Origin of the sequence: Archangium gephyra (assembly GCF_042230915.1) — a bacterium.
In the GTDB taxonomy this organism is placed as follows: Bacteria; Myxococcota; Myxococcia; order Myxococcales; family Myxococcaceae; genus Archangium; species Archangium gephyra_B.
In genome coordinates, this window is sequence record NZ_CP102578.1 from 1209267 (window position 1) to 1224820 (window position 15554).

General features: G+C 69.9%; 17 protein-coding genes. 6 read left to right on the plus strand and 11 right to left on the minus strand.

The window, feature by feature from the left end:
* Positions 1–92: 92 nt before the first annotated feature.
* Positions 93–791 carry a class I SAM-dependent methyltransferase gene (locus tag NR798_RS05000; RefSeq protein ID WP_375770261.1) on the plus strand — a complete coding sequence of 233 codons (699 nt, stop codon included), beginning with the start codon at positions 93–95 and terminating at the stop codon, positions 789–791.
* Positions 792–854: 63 nt separating this feature from the next.
* Here NR798_RS05000 and NR798_RS05005 read toward each other — a convergent pair whose 3' ends face one another.
* Positions 855–1550 (minus strand): hypothetical protein, encoded by a 696-nt coding sequence (locus NR798_RS05005; RefSeq protein ID WP_375770262.1) that lies wholly within the window; start codon positions 1548–1550, stop codon positions 855–857.
* Positions 1551–1677: 127 nt separating this feature from the next.
* Positions 1678–2151, minus strand: a complete 474-nt coding sequence (locus NR798_RS05010) for a DofA protein (RefSeq protein WP_375770263.1) — start codon at positions 2149–2151, stop codon at positions 1678–1680.
* A gap of 319 nt (positions 2152–2470) precedes the next feature.
* Here NR798_RS05010 and NR798_RS05015 point away from each other — a divergent pair, with 319 nt between their 5' ends.
* On the plus strand, positions 2471–3172 hold the full coding sequence (locus NR798_RS05015) for a phosphatase PAP2 family protein (RefSeq protein WP_375770264.1): 702 nt from the start codon (positions 2471–2473) through the stop codon (positions 3170–3172).
* Here the strand turns inward: NR798_RS05015 and NR798_RS05020 are convergent.
* The 6 genes from NR798_RS05020 to NR798_RS05045 form a co-directional block, all read right to left on the minus strand.
* Complete coding sequence (locus NR798_RS05020) at positions 3167–4435, minus strand: ATP-binding protein (RefSeq protein WP_375770265.1); 1269 nt, start codon at positions 4433–4435, stop codon at positions 3167–3169. The two genes, NR798_RS05015 and NR798_RS05020, sit on opposite strands and share 6 nt — an antisense overlap.
* A gap of 125 nt (positions 4436–4560) precedes the next feature.
* Positions 4561–5181 carry a head protein gene (locus NR798_RS05025; RefSeq protein WP_375770266.1) on the minus strand — a complete coding sequence of 207 codons (621 nt, stop codon included), beginning with the start codon at positions 5179–5181 and terminating at the stop codon, positions 4561–4563.
* Positions 5182–5221: 40 nt separating this feature from the next.
* Positions 5222–5812 (minus strand): hypothetical protein, encoded by a 591-nt coding sequence (locus tag NR798_RS05030; RefSeq protein WP_375770267.1) that lies wholly within the window; start codon positions 5810–5812, stop codon positions 5222–5224.
* A gap of 28 nt (positions 5813–5840) precedes the next feature.
* Positions 5841–6461: a head protein gene (locus NR798_RS05035; RefSeq protein ID WP_375770268.1), complete on the minus strand. Its 621-nt coding sequence runs from the start codon at positions 6459–6461 to the stop codon at positions 5841–5843.
* A gap of 36 nt (positions 6462–6497) precedes the next feature.
* On the minus strand, positions 6498–6644 hold the full coding sequence (locus NR798_RS05040; RefSeq protein WP_375770269.1) for a hypothetical protein: 147 nt from the start codon (positions 6642–6644) through the stop codon (positions 6498–6500).
* A gap of 12 nt (positions 6645–6656) precedes the next feature.
* The gene (locus tag NR798_RS05045; protein ID WP_375770270.1) at positions 6657–7088 is read right to left on the minus strand and encodes a hypothetical protein; all 432 of its coding nucleotides are present in this window, start codon (positions 7086–7088) and stop codon (positions 6657–6659) included.
* Between the two features lie 138 nt (positions 7089–7226).
* Between NR798_RS05045 and NR798_RS05050 the strand changes: the two genes are divergently transcribed.
* From NR798_RS05050 to NR798_RS05060, 3 genes are all read left to right on the plus strand, one after another.
* On the plus strand, positions 7227–7847 hold the full coding sequence (locus NR798_RS05050) for an acyltransferase (protein WP_375773722.1): 621 nt from the start codon (positions 7227–7229) through the stop codon (positions 7845–7847).
* A gap of 144 nt (positions 7848–7991) precedes the next feature.
* A complete protein-coding gene (locus NR798_RS05055; RefSeq protein ID WP_375770271.1) occupies positions 7992–9170 on the plus strand; it encodes a nitrogen regulation protein NR(II) in 1179 nt (392 codons plus the stop codon).
* Positions 9171–9220: 50 nt separating this feature from the next.
* Positions 9221–11305, plus strand: coding sequence for a neutral/alkaline ceramidase (locus NR798_RS05060; protein ID WP_375773723.1), 2085 nt, complete (start codon positions 9221–9223; stop codon positions 11303–11305).
* 15 nt (positions 11306–11320) lie between these two features.
* Here NR798_RS05060 and NR798_RS05065 read toward each other — a convergent pair whose 3' ends face one another.
* Positions 11321–12133 carry a hypothetical protein gene (locus tag NR798_RS05065; RefSeq protein WP_375770272.1) on the minus strand — a complete coding sequence of 271 codons (813 nt, stop codon included), beginning with the start codon at positions 12131–12133 and terminating at the stop codon, positions 11321–11323.
* A gap of 114 nt (positions 12134–12247) precedes the next feature.
* The gene (locus tag NR798_RS05070; RefSeq protein ID WP_375770273.1) at positions 12248–13690 is read right to left on the minus strand and encodes a serine/threonine-protein kinase; all 1443 of its coding nucleotides are present in this window, start codon (positions 13688–13690) and stop codon (positions 12248–12250) included.
* 286 nt (positions 13691–13976) lie between these two features.
* Here NR798_RS05070 and NR798_RS05075 point away from each other — a divergent pair, with 286 nt between their 5' ends.
* On the plus strand, positions 13977–14477 hold the full coding sequence (locus NR798_RS05075) for a gluconokinase (protein ID WP_375770274.1): 501 nt from the start codon (positions 13977–13979) through the stop codon (positions 14475–14477).
* 3 nt (positions 14478–14480) lie between these two features.
* Here the strand turns inward: NR798_RS05075 and NR798_RS05080 are convergent, their stop codons facing one another.
* Positions 14481–15521 (minus strand): phosphotransferase, encoded by a 1041-nt coding sequence (locus NR798_RS05080; RefSeq protein ID WP_375770275.1) that lies wholly within the window; start codon positions 15519–15521, stop codon positions 14481–14483.
* Positions 15522–15554: the final 33 nt, after the last annotated feature.

The following is a 15554-nucleotide window of genomic DNA, read 5'->3' on the forward strand; positions in this document are numbered from 1 at the left end:
CGTTGCTCCACCGGGGGACTCCCGGCCCTTGTCCGGCTCCTTAGATTGTGAGCCCTCGCCCGGGATGGCCCCGGGCCAGAGCGAGGGCCGCCGTGGTCGACAACATCTGGACCGAATTCGCCAGGAGCTACGATGCCATCTGCTCCCAGCTCAACTGCTACCGCCGGATGGTCGCGAAGATTCTGCGCGACACCGAGGGCCGCAAGTACATCATCGACGCCGGATGTGGGACGGGGCTGGTGAGCCAGCCGCTCGTCGAGCGGGGGCACACGGTGGTGGGCTTCGACAACAACCTGGCGATGCTCGGGCTGGCCGTGGGCAAGCAGGCCCGGGCGCCCGAGGAGGCACGCCGGCGCTGGAAGGTGCTGGAGGGGGACGTGCGCACCTTCCCCCGCGAGGTGCCGGGCGAGGCGGACGCGGTGCTGCTCAACAACGTCCTCTTCTACGTGCGCGAGCCGGAGGAGGTCCTGCGCCAGAGCCTCGAGCACCTCAAGCCGGGCGGCGTGGTCATCACCACCGGGCCCCGGCGGCGGCCGGACCTGCGCAAGGTGATGGTGAGCTCCATCGAGGAGTGGAAGGCGGAGGGCCGCTGGGACGAGGCGCTGCAGGCCGCCACGACCTACCACGTGGACGTGACGCGCCGGCTGGTCACCGACCCCAACGAGATGGTGACCTTCTTCGAGCCGGACGCGCTGGTGGACACGCTGCGGCGCCTGGGCTTCTCGCATGCGCTCGCCGCGGACGGAGATGACTACTACGGCGAGAACTACTACGTCTGCATGGTGCGCTAGCCCCCGCGGCCAGGTCCGCCAGGGCCGCGCGCCTGCCTCGTTCCACGGCCGGTGGGCCGTGCCTCAGGCCGCCCTGCCCGGCAGGGCCACGTCCCCGGGCGCACCCGGCTGCGGCGCCAGCCGCTGGAGCACCTGGGGCTTGTGGACCCACAGCTGCTCCAGGGTGTCGGAGATGTGCACGACACACGGAATCTTGAGCGAGCCGTAGAACAGCCGCTCCCGTCCGATGACTTGCAGGGGGATGCCCAGATGGGCCCGCACACTCTGGAAGAGCCGCTGGTCGATGCAACACAGCACATGGCTCATCCCCTGGGCGGAGGCATGCGCCAGGGCGGTGGCGATCAATCCCGGCGTCACATCGGCGTGGTGGGGCAGCTTCGTGAGCGCTCCCAGCTCCGCATAGGTGCCGGGCTTCCACTGCTCGAGGCCCCTCCGCTCGTGCTCGAAGAGCTCGAAGTGGTGGTAGGTCGGCAGGGTCCGCAGCTCCTGGAGGACCAGCCGGCAGACCCCGACGGCCTGCTGGGTCTCCTCGTGCCAGGCCACGAAGTAGCGCGAGCCCTTCTCGTAGGGATCCTGGAAGTCTGACGGCATGAAGCCGACTTCCATGTAGCGCTGGCGATGCAGGGCAATGGCCCGTCTTCGTAGCTCTCCCTCCGCCTGGATGAAGCGATAGACGGCGGTGTCGCGCCCCATGTGGTTGCTCTCCCGGTTGAAGTTCCAGTGTGTGGCGCGCTGGACGGTGCTTCTGTCCAGTGCCACCTGCTGTCTGGAATCAACTACCCCGGAAGGAATGGGGAGCCGCGAAGTGACAGGGATTGTCGGCTGACGGACAGCCTTTTGAGAGGCTGGTTGGTTTTGCTTGTCTGTCTGAAGTTGCGAGTTCTGTCTAGGCGACCAGCCCCAGCAGGCGCGCGTCGTTGATGATGCGGTTGCCATCCACCTTCAGCCGGGTGGTGAGGAAGGGCGCGATGTCGTCGGCCCTCTTGTGCAGGCGCGCGTAGTTGTTGTCGTAGATGCGCGTCACGATGAGCTGCGCCGAGGCGATGATGCGCTGGAGGTTGTGCTGCAGCTCGTTGCCCTCCATGAGGAGGTGGAGCTCGCAGATGTACTTGCGGTTGTTCTCCAGCAGCGTGAAGAGGCCCTTGCGCTGCTCGCCGTTGGGCACCCGGGCCTTGGCCCCGGTGATGACGACGACGGACAGCTGCTGCCGGTAGGCCTCGTAGGCCTCGCGGAAGCGCTTGTCCACGACGAACAGGTCCTGAGCGCTGGGCGGCTGCTCCCAGCGGATGAAGAAGACCTTGTTGATGAGGCCCGTCTTGTAGTTGGGCGGGGTCGCGGTGGCGGTAGCGAAAGCGGTCATGGGGACCATCACTCCCTGGAGCTGGCCGGGAAGGCCTCCCGGAAAGGGTATTCCGAGCGGCTGACGTGCCCAGCTCGATCACAACATGGTGCCGCTAATCTGGTGATCCATCCCTCCAACCCCAAGCCCACCGCGCGCCGTCTGCCATCGAGCGCACGAATCCCGGGGGCGCAGTGTCGGGGAGCGCACGCAAGGGCGGTGCGAGGCGGGAGGGCGAGGTCGCGAAGGCTCCGCGAAGGTGGGAGCGCACCGGGTGTATGGCCATAGTGAGACCATGCGACTCACACCGCGGGATTTGTGGGAGCGCTTCCACGGAAGGATGGGAGCGGACGGTATCGGCCTGCTGGCCACGCTGCTGACGCTGGTGGCGGTGGGGCTGGGGTTCATCGCGCTGTCGGACGAGGTGCGAGAGCAGGAGACGCAACACTTCGACGAGCGGGTGCTGCTGTCGCTGAGGCGGGCGGACAACGCGGAGGAGCCGGTGGGCCCGCGGTGGCTGGCCGAGGGGGCGCGGGACGTGACGGCGCTGGGCAGCGTGTCGGTGCTGACGCTGGTGGTGTGCGCGGTGGCGGGCTTCCTGGTGCTGGTGCGGCGCTGGAGGACGCTGGCGCTGGTGGTGGGCTCGACAGTGGGCGGGGCGCTGGTGAACACGCTGCTCAAGAGCCTGTTCGCCCGGCCGAGGCCCTCGGTGGTGCCGCACCTCACGCACGTGCTGACGGAGAGCTTCCCGAGCGGGCACGCGATGCTGTCGGCCATCGTCTACCTGACGCTGGGGGCCCTGCTGGCGCAGCTCGTGGAGCGGCGGTGGCTGCGGGCGTACCTGGTGGGGGTGGCGCTGACGCTCACGCTGCTCATCGGCCTGACGCGGGTGTACCTCGGGGTGCACTACCCGACGGACGTGCTGGGCGGGTGGATGGCGGGGCTGGCGTGGGCGCTGCTGACGGCGGTGGTGGCGCGTGCCGTCAAGCGGCGCAGCCCCGGGCTGCGCGAGGAGTCCCGGGGCGACACCGCGCCCTCATGAGCCGGAGAAGAGGGGCCCGTGGGGGCGCACGGGCAGGCGGAGGCAGAAGGCCACGCCCTTGGGATGGTTGTCCTCCACCCAGAGCCAGCCGCCGTGGGCCTGGACGGCGCGGCGGCAGAAGGCGAGCGCGAGCCGGTTGCCGCCCTCGGCCCGCCCGGTGCCGGGGGTGTGCGCGTCGGGCAGGTGGGCGTCGAAGAGGTGGGCGCGCGCGGCGGGGGGGATTGCGGGGCCCTCGTCGCGCACCCGCAGCTCCAGCAGGCCGGGCTCGGGGTTGGAGGCCTCGAGCGTCACCCGGCTGCTGCCAATGGCGGTGTACTGGAAGGAGTTGTCCAGCAGGTTGACGAGCACGCGGCGCAGCAGCTCCCGGTCGGCTGTGAGCAGCGGCTCCACCAGCTTCACGGCCTGGGTGAAGCGGCGCGGGGAGCTCACCAGGCGCTGCTGGAAGTCGCGCGCCACCTCGGAGAGCAGCAGGTGGGCGTCGAACGGCGTGGCGTTGAGGGGGAGCGCCTCCTCGTCACCGCTCGCGTCCAGCAGGTTGGACACGGTGCGGTGCAGGCCGTCGGCCGCGTCGCGGATGTCGCGCGTGGCGCGCAGCACCTCCTCGGGCAGGTGCGGGCGGTAGAGCGTGAAGGCGGCGTTGGTGAGGATGCTGGAGAGGGGCGCCCTGAAGTCGCGCATCACCTTGTGGATGAGCTCGTCCTTCTGGCGCTGGATGTTGGCCAGGGTGTCGCGCTGCGAGCGCAGCTCCGCCTCGCGCCGCTCCAACTCGCGCACCCGAAGCCGCAGTTGCAGCTGGGCCTCCACCTGGTGCCCGAGCACGGACAGCGCGTGCACCTGGTCCGGGGTGAGGTGGCGCGGCTGGTGGTCGATGACGCACAGGGTGCCCATGTTGAGGCCGCTCGCGCCCTTGATGGGGATGCCGGCGTAGAAGCGCACGTGGGGTCCCCCGGTGACGAGCGGGTTGTCATGGAAGCGCTCGTCATTGTGGGCGTCCTCCACCACGAAGAGCTGCTCGCCGAGGATGGCGTGGGCGCAGAAGGCCAGCTCGCGCGGCGTCTCGGGGGTGTCGAGCCCGACGCGGGACTTGAACCACTGCCGGTAGTGGTCCACCAACGACACCAGGGCGATGGGGGTTCCGCACAGCTGCGAGGCCAGACGGGTCAGCTCGTCGAAGCCGGCCTCCGGCAGCGTGTCGAGGATCTCGAGGGTATCCAGCGCGGCGAGGCGCGCTTCCTCCTGGGGATGCGGGGGGGCAACCTTCATGGGTTCGTTCTCCGCAGAGGAGACTCGCGCCAACCATGCCCGACCACATGGACACTTCACAGGACTTCTTGAGACGGGGCCCGCCTGTCCGCCCGGGGCCCTTCCGGCGGGGGGACTCGCGAGGGTCAGGAGCGGGGCCCGGGCTCCTCTGGATCCTTCTTTTCGTCCAGCGTCTTGCGCCACTGCTCGAACGGCTCGAGGAGGGAGAAGGGATGGAAGGCGAGGTGGTCGAGTTTGCGATGGTACGCCGCGAGATAGGGCTCGCCCCCGAGCTGGATGACGGCCTGTGAGGGCCGCTCGGGCAGACTGTAGAACCAAGCCCGGGCCTGCTCCCGGGTGTCGAAGCTGGCCACCGGAGGAGGACGGCCGTCCTTCATCATCTCCTCGAGGTGGTACTCGATGGAGTGGGTGGAGACCAGCCTGCGGTCGTTGGTGTCCCGCCGATAGTAGACGGTGTGGTATTCGTCCGCGATCAGCACCGCGGCCCTACGGGGTGGTTTGGGGTGGTTCTTCAGCCACGCCTCCGCCTCTTCGCGCGTCGCGAAAGAGGCGATGACCATCGCGGGCCCTTCTGTCATCAGGTCCTGACGGTAGTCATTGAATTCATACTGCTGGCCCGTTGTTTCGATGAAACGGAGCGCATCAACCGCGGTGAAAAGCAACTCCCTCTCCTCCACGGACTCGGTCTTCTCAAGAATCAGGCCGAGGAGATTGATGGCCTCGAACGTGGGAGCTTCGTCTTGCATGCGGTACCTCGGTGATGGAGCGGCAATCCGGCAGGGGTCATCAAGATGCCAGGAGCACCGCGGGTGCGAGCACCACGAGCCCGGCTCCGGCGGAAACCGTGACGAAGGCCACTCCGGCGATGACGACAATGCTGCCCACCAGCAGGCCCTGGTGATGGCGCTTCAACCAGTCGACGGCTTCGTCCACGGCCGAGAACTCCTGGCGCTGACGGCCCTCCAACTCCCGGCAATCGTCGTAGGCTTGTTGGCATTGCTTGGTGCACCACTCCAGCTTTCCACCCTTCCCCCGATTCCCAGACGTCGTGTGTCCGAACCCCCGGGGAAGAGGGCGGCTCATGCACATCTCGATGCACTGACGGTTCTCGGCATCACAGTCACGCGCGTAGGTCTTCGCGGCGAGCACGATGCGTCCATACGTCGATGCACGGGCGCTGGTGGGAAACCGGTACCACGAAAGGTCGAACTCCTCGGCTTGCCGCCAGTGCTCGGTGACCCGGCCGCCGGGCGACTTCTCGATGACGAGCACGTAGTGGGTGAGCTCCTCGGCCGCAGGGGCGGCGCCGTAGCGGGTGGTGCTACACGAGGCGAGCAGCACGCTGAGGATCGGGACGAGGAGTCTTGCGGGGACCATATGGGTCTGCAGGTGGGGCCGAGCCCAGTCAGGATTGTGGCCCAGGTTCCTCCGTGTCCTTCTTTTCGTCCAGCGTCTTGCGCCACTGCTCGAACGGCTCGAGGAGGGAGAAGGGGTGGAAGGCGAGGTGGTCGATGTTGCGATGGTACGCCGCGAGATAGGGCTCGCTCCCGAGCTGGATGACGGCCTGTGAGGGCCGCTCGGGCAGACTGTAGAACCAGGCCCGGGCCTGCTCCCGGGTGTCGAAGCTGGCCACCGGAGGAGGACGGCCGTCCTTCATCATCTCCTCGAGGTGGTACTCGATGGAGTGGGTGGAGACCAGCTTGCGGAAGTTGTCATCACGGTCATACATGACGACGTGGTACTGGTCCGCGATCAGCACGAGGGCCAGGTAGGGCGGTCGGGGATGATTCTTCAGCCACGCCCCCGCCTCTTCGCGCGTTGCGAAGGAGGCGACGACCATTTCGGGCCCCTCGGTCCTGAACTCCTGGCGGTAGTCGTCGAACTCGTACTGCTGGCCCGTCATGTTGATGAATCCGAGCGCGTCGGCCGCGGTGAGGAGCAACTCCTTCTCCTCCGCGGACTCGGTCTTCTCATGAATCAAACCAAGGAGGTTGATGGCTTCGAGGATGGGGCTTTTGGGTCTCATGTCATGCCTCGGTGATGTGGCGCCGAGCAGGGCTCGTCAGGATGCCAGGAGCACCGCGGGTGCGAGGACCACGAGCCCCGCTCCAGCGGAAACCGTGACGAAGGCAACTCCGGCGATGACGACAATGCTGCCCACCAGGAGGCCCTGTTGATGGCGCTTCAACCAGTCAACGGCTTCGTCCACGGCCGAGAACTCCTAGCGCTGACGGCTCTCCAACTCCCGGCAATCGTCGTAGGCTTGTCGGCATTGCTCGCGGCACCACTTTGCCTTTCCGCCCATTCCCCTTCCCCCGGACCTGATGTGTCCGAAGCCTCGAGGCAGAGGACGGCTCATGCACATCTCAATGCACTGGTCGTTCTCCGCATCACAGTCGCGCGTGTAGGTCTTCGCGGCGAGCACGATGCGTCCATACGTCGATGCACGGGCGCTGGTGGGAAACCGGTACCACGAAAGGTCGAACTCCTCGGCCTGCCGCCAGTCGTAGGTGACCTGGCCGCCGGGCGACTCCTCGAGGACGAGCACGTAGCCGGTGAGCTCCGCATCAGTTGGAGCCGCACTGTGGCGGGTGACGCTACACGAGGCGAGCAGCACGCCGAGGATCGGGACGAGGAGTCTTGCGGGCGCCATAGGGGTCTTCAGGTGGAGGCCAGGCGGGTAGCACGGCGTGTCACCCTCCTCAACACCCGTGCGTGGCCGTGGTAGTCAAACGCCGTGGACGATCTCGACGCCCGCCGCCGTGAGCAGCACAAGCAGCGACTCTCGTGGATGCCGTGGCTCTACTTCACCCTCAAGCCGCGCCACCGCGCCTGGGCCGAGGCCTGGCAGAAGGAGGTGCAGGACAGGTGGCGCGAGCTCGAGACGGTGGAGATCGCCGAGGGCTGCTTCATCTCCCCGGAAGCCAACCTGTTCGCCGAGCCGGGCCGGCCCATCCGCATCATCGGCCCCGGCGTGAGCATCGCCGCCCACTCCTTCGTGCACGGGCCCGTGGTGCTCGAGGCCAGTGTGAGCCTCAACGCGCGCGTCAGCCTCGATGGCGGGGCCGGAGGCATCCACATCGGCGAGGGCAGCCGCATCGCCACCGGCGCCACCCTCTATGCCTTCGACCACGGCCTCGCCCCGGACCGGCCCGTGCGCGAGCAGCCCGTCACCTCGCGCGGCATCGTGCTCGGCAAGGACGTGTGGGTGGGCGCCAACGCCGGCATCACCGATGGGGTGCGCCTGGGCGATCATTCCGTCGTGGGCATGGGGGCCGTCGTCACACGGGACGTGCCTCCCTGGGCCATCGTCGCCGGCGTCCCCGCCCGCGTCATCGGCGACCGCCGCGAGCGCCGCCGCTCCGGCACTCCCAGTGCCTCCTGGTCACCACCGGACGATTCCGAGCGGTAACCACCCGACTTTTCTCGGGATTTCTGTCAACTCCTGAGAAACCGGGAGACGGGGCACGATCCCGAATTGACGTGGTTTCATTCGTGGGTCTTATGCTGCCCTCCATCTCCGATTGAGCAGCTCCCCGGGGGAAAGGAGCGCGGTATGGCGTACCAGCAGCTGTCGCAGGCCATGGCCTTCGAGGCCGAGAGCCCGTCGCCCAGTGCGCTGTCCCGCATGGGCATGCTCGCGCTCGCGGAGGGCCTGCGCTCCGGCCTGTCCGCGGACGCGCTGCGCTACCACTTCCTGGCCGAGCAGCTCAGCGAGGTCGTCTTCCACCTCGACGGCCAGGGCAACCTCACCTTCCTGGGCCCCACGTGGACGGCCCTCACCGGGCTGGCCGTGGAGGACGTGCTCGGCCAGCCGCTGGCGGAGATGGTGCACCCGGAGGAGCGGCCGCGCGTGCAGGCCCTGCTGGATGCCATCGCCGCGCGCGTGCAGGCCTCCTTCCGGCTCGAGCTCAAGCTGCTGGCGGCCGGGGGCCCCCGCTGGGTGGAGCTGGCCGCGCACAGCTCGCCCACCGGCCAGGGCGAAGTGCTGGGCACGCTGACGGACGTCACCGAGCGCCGCCAGCTCCAGGCGCGCCTGCAGCAGTCGGACAAGCTGGCCACCCTGGCCATGCTCGTGCCGGGCTTCACGCACGAGATGAACAACCCGCTGGCCTTCATGCTCGCCAACCTCGACTACCTGCTCTCGAGCATGGGGGACATCGCCGGGTCCGCTCCGGCCCCCCAGGTGGCCGAGTGGCGCGAGGCGGTGGGCGAGGTGCGCGAGGGCGCCGAGCGGCTGCGCCAGCTCATCGGCCACCTGCGCAGCTTCCGCTCGGAGTCCAGCCAGGGGCCGGTGGACCTGAACACGCTGCTCGACTCGGTGGGGCAGATGGTGTCCAGCACGCTGCGCTCGCGCGGGCGGCTGGTGCGCGACTACGGGTCCCGGGCCGTGGTCGCCGGCAGCGAGGGCGGGCTGCGTCAGGCCCTGCTCAACCTCGTGCTCCACGCGGTGCTGTCGCTGCGGGACGGGGGCGACACCGAGGAGAACGAGGTCCGCCTGGTCACCCGCGAGGCGGGCGGAGGCTACGTGGTGGTCGAGGTGCACGACACCGGGCCCGGCCTCCCACCCGAGCAGCTCTCGCACATCTTCGAGCCGGGCTTCACCCCGCACGAGGCCCGGCCGGCGCTCTCCGTGAGCCGGGACCTCCTCCGGGGGCTCGGTGGCACCCTCACCGTGACCTCTACCGTGGGGCGGGGGACCGTCTTCCGCGTGACGCTGCCGATGGCCTCCTGAGTTCCTAACCTCCAGGGAGGGCCGTGGCCCGGCTCTTCCTGGAGGTCGGTGTGCGCTCGTCCATCATCCGTCTGGGTGCGCTCGCCCTGGTGTTGCTGCTCGCCGCCTGCGGCCAGCGCGGTTCGCGCGAGGTGCGCACGGACGGGGGGCTCCCCGTGGGGCAGGGCGGCCAGGGGCTCGGTGGCACCTGTGCCGGGCAGCAGTCGTTCCTCATCGGCAGTGGCATCCACGACATCACCGGCCCCGCCGCCGAGGTGGGGATGATGGGGTACGTCGAGCTCAAGCAGCAGACGGCCGGCATCCACCAGCGCCTGCGCTCGCGCGCCTTCGTCATCGCCTCGCCGTGCAACGGCAAGCGCGTGGTGTTCGTGAGCGCGGACCTGGGCATGCTCTTCCAGGGCGTGAAGCAGCAGGTGGTGCAGCGGCTCAAGGCCACCTTCGGAGCCCTCTACTCCGATGAGAACGTGGTGCTGAGCGCCACCCACACGCACAGCGGGCCGGGGGGCTACTCGCACTATGCGCTCTACAACCTGAGCACGTTCGGCTTCGAGCCGAAGAACTTCGACGCCATCGTCCAGGGCATCTACCAGTCCATCGTCCGGGCCCACGAGCACCTGGCACCGGGCCGCATCACCCTGGCGGCGGGGGACCTGCTCGACGCGAGCCGCAACCGCTCCCCCGAGGCCTACCGCCTCAACCCGCCCGAGGAGCGCGCGCGCTACGCGTCCGACACGGACAAGCAGATGACGCTGCTGCGCTTCACGAAGGACTCGGGCGCGGAGGTGGGGCTTCTCAACTGGTTCGCGGTGCACCCCACCTCCATGGGGCAGCAGCACCAGTACATCAGCGGCGACAACAAGGGCTATGCCTCCTATCTCTTCGAGAAGTCGAAGGGCACGCGCTACGACGCCACCGGGGACACCTTCGTGGCGGCCTTCGCGCAGGCCAACGAGGGGGACGTGACGCCCAACATCTTCGGCGGCGAGGACGGCGGAGGCCGCGACGACTTCGAGAGCACGGCGCTCTCCGGCCGCAAGCAGTACGAGCGGGCCGCCTCCCTCTACGCGAGCGCCACCACGCCCCTCACGGGCGGCGTGGACTACCGGCACGTCTTCGTGAAGATGGATGACGTGGAGGTGCGGCCCGCCTTCACGGGAGGCCCCGCGGCGCACACCTGCCCGGCGGCCTTCGGCCTCTCCATGCTGTCGGGCGCGGAGGACGGGCCGGGCGTGGGCGGGGGCGAGGGCGCGACGTGCGCCGCCATCCATGACGTGTGGAGCGCCTTCACCTGCACCACCACCACCACGGCCTGCCAGGCGGAGAAGCCCATCGCGCTGGAGATGGGCTCGATGCAGCCCTTCCCGTGGAGCCCCGAGGTGCTGCCCCTGCAGCTCGTCACGCTGGGCAACGTGGCGCTGGTGGCGGTGCCCTTCGAGCTGACGACCATGGCGGGGCGCCGCCTGCGCGAGACGGTGCGGGCCCGGCTGGCACCCGCGGGGGTGACGGAGGTGGTCATCGCCGGCCTGTCCAACGCCTACGCCGGCTACGTGGCCACCCGCGAGGAGTACGCCCGGCAGGAGTACGAGGGCGCCTCCACCCACTTCGGGCCCTGGACGCTGGCGGCCCTCCAGCAGGAGTTCGACGCACTGGCGCGGGCCCTGCGCGAGGCCTCCCCCGTGCCGCCGGGCCCCACGCCGCGCGACCTGTGCCACCAGCAGAGCCGGCTGCGCCCCGGCGTCCTCTTCGATGACAAGCCGCTGTGGGTGGGCTTCGGGGACGTCTTCGCCGACGCGCGCGAGTCCTACGCGCGGGGAGACACGGTGCGCGTCACCTTCTGGAGCGGGCACCCGAAGAACAACGTCCGCCTCCAGGGCACCTTCCTGCGCGTGCAGCGCCGCGTGGGCCTCTTCTGGGAGGACGTGGCGGACGACTGGGACTGGGAGACGAAGTACACGTGGCGGCGCGCCTATTGCCTGCCCACCCTGGCCTGCTCGCACGCCGTCATCGAGTGGGCCATTCCCCTGGACGCGGCGCCGGGCTCCTACCGCATCGTCCACGAGGGCGACTGGAAGTCCGGCTGGGATGGACGGGTGCGCCCCTACCGGGGCACCTCGCGCACCTTCACCGTGCGGTGACTCAGGAGCGGTGACTCAGTTGATGCAGACCCGGTCCGCGTTGCAGCTCTTGTTGCACTTGCGGCACACCTCGCCGCCCTTGCCGCACTTGTCCTTCGTGTTGCCCGCATCGCAGAGGTTGCCCGAGCAGCAGCCCGCGCACGAGTTGGTCGTGCACCGGCACGTCCCATCCACGCACTCCTGGCCCTGCGCGCACGGTCCGCTGCTCCCGCACCGGCACTGCCCGTTGACGCAGCGGTCCACCGTCAGATCTCCGCACGCGGGGTTGGAGCCGCAGACACAGACGCCGCGGGCATCGCAGGTGTCGCTGCGCGCGGAGTCACACGTCACGCAGGCGTTGCCGCCCGTGCCGCACGTCTCCAAGGCGGCCTCGGTGCACACGCCGTCCTTGCAGCACCCCGCGCACCCCAGGCAGAACGTGTCCGGGTTGCTGGGCTCCAGCCGCAGGACGACATCCACCTCCTGCCCCTCGCGCAACTGCACGGTGCTCTCGCCCCGGGCCACCACGGTGCTGTCGCGCAGTCCCTCCACGTACACCTTCGCCTGCGCGCCGTTGGCCGCCTCCCCCAGCAGCACGCGCAACGTCTCGCCGCTGGAGAGCAGCCGCGAGGGTTGCTCCGGCAGCACGTGGGGGCCGAAGGGCTGGCCTTCTCCCGCCGTGCCCCACACCCGCACCTGGGTGAGCAGCAGGGTGGGATCGAACTCCGTGGTGACGTAGAGCGCCGTGCCCGAGAGGTCCGTATTCCGGCACCCTCCCAGCAGCAATACGGCGCACACGAGCACCAGCTTCCAACCCCCCCGGGCCGCCGTATCAGATCCGCGCATCATGGCGCACATGAGGGTATTCATTGCTCACAGGCCGCGGTGGCTCCCGTCCACGCCGCCGTCCTGCCCCGGACGTTCCACTCCCTGAACTGACGGAAAGCGGACACCTGGAGCGTCTCAGAACGGTGCGAGGGCTTCTTTCGCGCCCGCGGACTGTGCGGCCACGGACGGAGGGCGGGGCGGATGCAGCCGCATCAGCAGCTCGCGCAGCCGGGCCGAGGGGTTGATGAACTGGAGGCCCACGCCCGGAGACATGCGCCAGGCACGCGCCTGGGCCGAGTCCACGTGCCGCACCACCTCGCCCACGCACTCCACCTCCTCGCCGCCGATCAACAGGGTGAACTCGAGGCGGGTGAAGATTTGAGGGAAGGGTTCGGCGCAGCACATGAAGAGGCCGCCGCGGCTGAGCTCGCTGCAGTGCACCACCACCGAGCCCCCCTCCTTGCCGCGGCGCACGCGGGCCGTCCAGGTGGGCGGCGGCGTCGGATCATTCGGCTCCGGCAAGGCCGGGAGCGCGGGGATGGGCGTACTGGGCGTACTGGAGGGCTCGTGCGCGGCCTGCGCGGCGTGCGCGAGGTGGGCGCCCGGGGACGCCTGGAGCCGGGGCGCGGGCTGCACGGAGGCCAGCAGCGCCTTCTTGAACTCGAGCGCGCTGGTGAAGCGCTCCGACGGGTTGCGGGCGAGGGCGCGCAGCAGGGCCCGCGAGAGCGCCTCCGGCACGTCGGGCGCCAGCTCGTGGGGCGCGCGCAGCGGGGGCGGCGGCGCCGGGGAGAGCACCAGCTCCGCGAGCTGTCCGCGCGGGTAGGGCAGCTGGCCGGTGACGAGCAGGTAGCCCGTCACCCCCAGCGAGTACACGTCCGCGCGCCCATCCACGGGCTGGCCCGCCCACTGCTCCGGGGCCATGTACGCGGGGGTACCGAGCACCTGCCCGGCCATCGTCTGCTCCGGGTTGCCGGGGCCGTGCAGCGCCTTGGCCACGCCGAAGTCGAGCACCTTGAGCGTGGGGCGCTCGCCGGGGCGCTCCATCATGAGGAGGTTGTCCGGCTTCAAATCCCGGTGCACCACGCCGCTGCGGTGCACGGCCTCCAGCGCGTCACAGGCCTGGGCGAGCAGCCACGCCACCAGCTCCGGCTGCGCGGGCCGCTGCAGCCGCGACAGGGGCAGGCCGTCCAGGTACTCCATGACGAAGTAGTGCAGCCCGTCCTCGGACTCATTGATGTCGAAGATGCGGACGATGTTGGGGTGGCCGATGAGGTTCACCGTGCGCGCCTCGGCGTAGAAGCGCGCGCGCAGCCGGGCGTCCTGCGCCAGCCCCGGGTGCAGCACCTTCACCGCCACCCGGGCGCCGATGGTGGTCTGCTCGGCGAGGTACACCGTGCCCATGCCCCCGCTGCCCAGCAGCTGGGTGAGCCGGTAGTGCCCGAGCGTGCGCCCGCGCAGATCGAACAGGGCTGGAATCGTCCTGGGAACCGAGTCCGACGACTCGGCGCCCGTCCAGGTGACCTGCTCGACGCACGGGGCGCTGACGGGATGTTCTGACGAACAGTTCTCGCAGTGCATGGAGGGTACCCAACACCTGCAAGCGCCATGCTCCTTTTCTGAGAGAGAGGAGCGGCCCCCCACGGTGTCGCAGGGAGTGGGCGGTGCCGGGAAATCAGGGCATTGCAATGCCCACCAGCGCACGCCCCGTGGGGCCCCGCGGCGGTTGCTCAATTCGTTCAGCCGGACGTGAGTAGGATTGATCAAAACTTCCACATCTCACGGGTTTCGATCGATCTTCTGCTCTCGCTGCCCATCTGTGGTGGATGTGCAAAAGGTGTCGTGCGGAGTAGGGCGGAGGACACACGTGGTCGTCATCGTGATGGGAGTGTCCGGCTCGGGGAAGACGACGGTGGGGGGGCGGCTGGCCGAGGCGCTCGGGTGGCGCTTCCGCGACGCGGACGACTTCCACCCCCCCGGGAACATCGCGAAGATGACCGCGGGCATTCCGCTCACGGACGAGGACCGGGCGCCCTGGCTGGCGGTGCTGCGGGAGCTGCTCCAGAACACGCTGGCGGCGGGGGAGGACCTGGTGCTGGCGTGCTCGGCGCTCAAGCACGCCTACCGGGAGCGGTTGACGGTGGACGCGGCGCGGCAACGGTGGGTGTACCTGCAGGCGCCCCGGGAGCTCATCGCCGAGCGGCTGAAGGCGCGGCGGGGCCACTACATGCCAGCGGCGATGCTCGACAGCCAGCTCGCGGCGCTGGAGCTCCCCGAGGACGCGCTGCGGGTGGATGCCTCGGCGGACCCGGACACGATGGTGGCCCTCCTCTTGAAGGCGCTGCGGCCGGCGGGCCCGGCCTCCTGAGCGTCACTCCGAGCGCCACTCCAGCGCGCGCAAGGCGGGCCACACGAAGGGCGGCACTGTCCAGCGCTCGCGCAGGCGGGCCTCCAGCGACGCCAACGTGCGGCCCAGTCCCGGGAAGGCCTCGGCGGGGGCGAGCAGGGCCCGGCAGCGCGCGAGGTGGTGCAGCAGCGCGGCGCGCTCGGACATGCCGGGGGCCCACTCGCGGTCCTCCTCCAGCACGCGCGGGTGCAGCCACTGGAAGAGGTTCACCGTGCGCGCCAGTGCCACCGTGGCCCGGGCCCGCGTCCACGCCGAGTCCGCCTGGGCCGCCTCGCACCGCGAGGAGAGGGTGATGCGGTAGGTGATGTCCGCGCGGGCCACCAGCTCGTCCGGGAAGGGCACGGTGACGAGCCACATCAGCGCGTCGTACAGGGCGTGCCGCATGCCCGCGTACTCGAAGTCGAGCAGGCGCGGGCCGCCGGGGGTGAAGAGGACGTTGCTGGGGGCCAGGTCCCCATGGGTGAAGGCGAGGAAGGGCCCGGGGTCGGCGAGCGTGCGCGCCACGTCCTCGAGGTCCTCGTGCAGGCCCGGTGCCGCCGGGGCCTCCACCGCCGCGAGCCAGCGCAGCAGCCGGCCCTCGTTGTCCAACAGGAAGCGCGCGTTCTCCACCCGCACGCGCTCGTGCCGGGGCGGCAGGGCCTGGCGGACCAGCTCGTACTCGGACTGGCGGCCCAGGGTGCTCGCGTGGAGCTGGCCGGTGAGCCGCGCGGTGGAGATCAACCCTCCGGTGGCCGCGCGGGCGTCCTCTCCATTGAGCAGCGCCTCCAGCGAGCGTCCGCGTCCCAGGTCCTCCAGCACGAGCAGGCGCGCGTCCACGTCGGCCGCGAGCAGGCGGGGGCCGAACTCCAGCCCCTGGCGGGTGAGGAAGTCCGCGCCGGCCTGATCATCGAGCCCGCACACCGGCTCGTCCCGGGCGTGCTTGAGGATGACGGCCGGCACCGGGCCGCCCCGCACCTGGGCGCGCACCACCTCGCTGCGCGACTCGCTCCTGAGGAGCTCGGGCATGCTGAGGAGCACCGGGCGGCCCCAGGCCGCGGA

What these genes read in the sequence shown, in the direction of transcription:
- NR798_RS05020 (WP_375770265.1), bottom strand. Translation starts at nt 4,435, where the DNA reads ATGAAGGTTGCCCCCCCGCATCCCCAGGAGGAAGCGCGCCTCGCCGCG.
- NR798_RS05025 (WP_375770266.1), bottom strand. Translation starts at nt 5,181, where the DNA reads ATGCAAGACGAAGCTCCCACGTTCGAGGCCATCAATCTCCTCGGCCTG.
- NR798_RS05030 (WP_375770267.1), bottom strand. Translation starts at nt 5,812, where the DNA reads ATGGTCCCCGCAAGACTCCTCGTCCCGATCCTCAGCGTGCTGCTCGCC.
- NR798_RS05055 (WP_375770271.1), top strand. Translation starts at nt 7,992, where the DNA reads ATGGCGTACCAGCAGCTGTCGCAGGCCATGGCCTTCGAGGCCGAGAGC.
- NR798_RS05045 (WP_375770270.1), bottom strand. Translation starts at nt 7,088, where the DNA reads ATGGCGCCCGCAAGACTCCTCGTCCCGATCCTCGGCGTGCTGCTCGCC.
- NR798_RS05080 (WP_375770275.1), bottom strand. Translation starts at nt 15,521, where the DNA reads ATGCCCGAGCTCCTCAGGAGCGAGTCGCGCAGCGAGGTGGTGCGCGCC.
- NR798_RS05070 (WP_375770273.1), bottom strand. Translation starts at nt 13,690, where the DNA reads ATGCACTGCGAGAACTGTTCGTCAGAACATCCCGTCAGCGCCCCGTGC.
- NR798_RS05035 (WP_375770268.1), bottom strand. Translation starts at nt 6,461, where the DNA reads ATGAGACCCAAAAGCCCCATCCTCGAAGCCATCAACCTCCTTGGTTTG.
- NR798_RS05015 (WP_375770264.1), top strand. Translation starts at nt 2,471, where the DNA reads ATGGGAGCGGACGGTATCGGCCTGCTGGCCACGCTGCTGACGCTGGTG.
- NR798_RS05050 (WP_375773722.1), top strand. Translation starts at nt 7,227, where the DNA reads ATGCCGTGGCTCTACTTCACCCTCAAGCCGCGCCACCGCGCCTGGGCC.
- NR798_RS05010 (WP_375770263.1), bottom strand. Translation starts at nt 2,151, where the DNA reads ATGACCGCTTTCGCTACCGCCACCGCGACCCCGCCCAACTACAAGACG.
- NR798_RS05065 (WP_375770272.1), bottom strand. Translation starts at nt 12,133, where the DNA reads ATGATGCGCGGATCTGATACGGCGGCCCGGGGGGGTTGGAAGCTGGTG.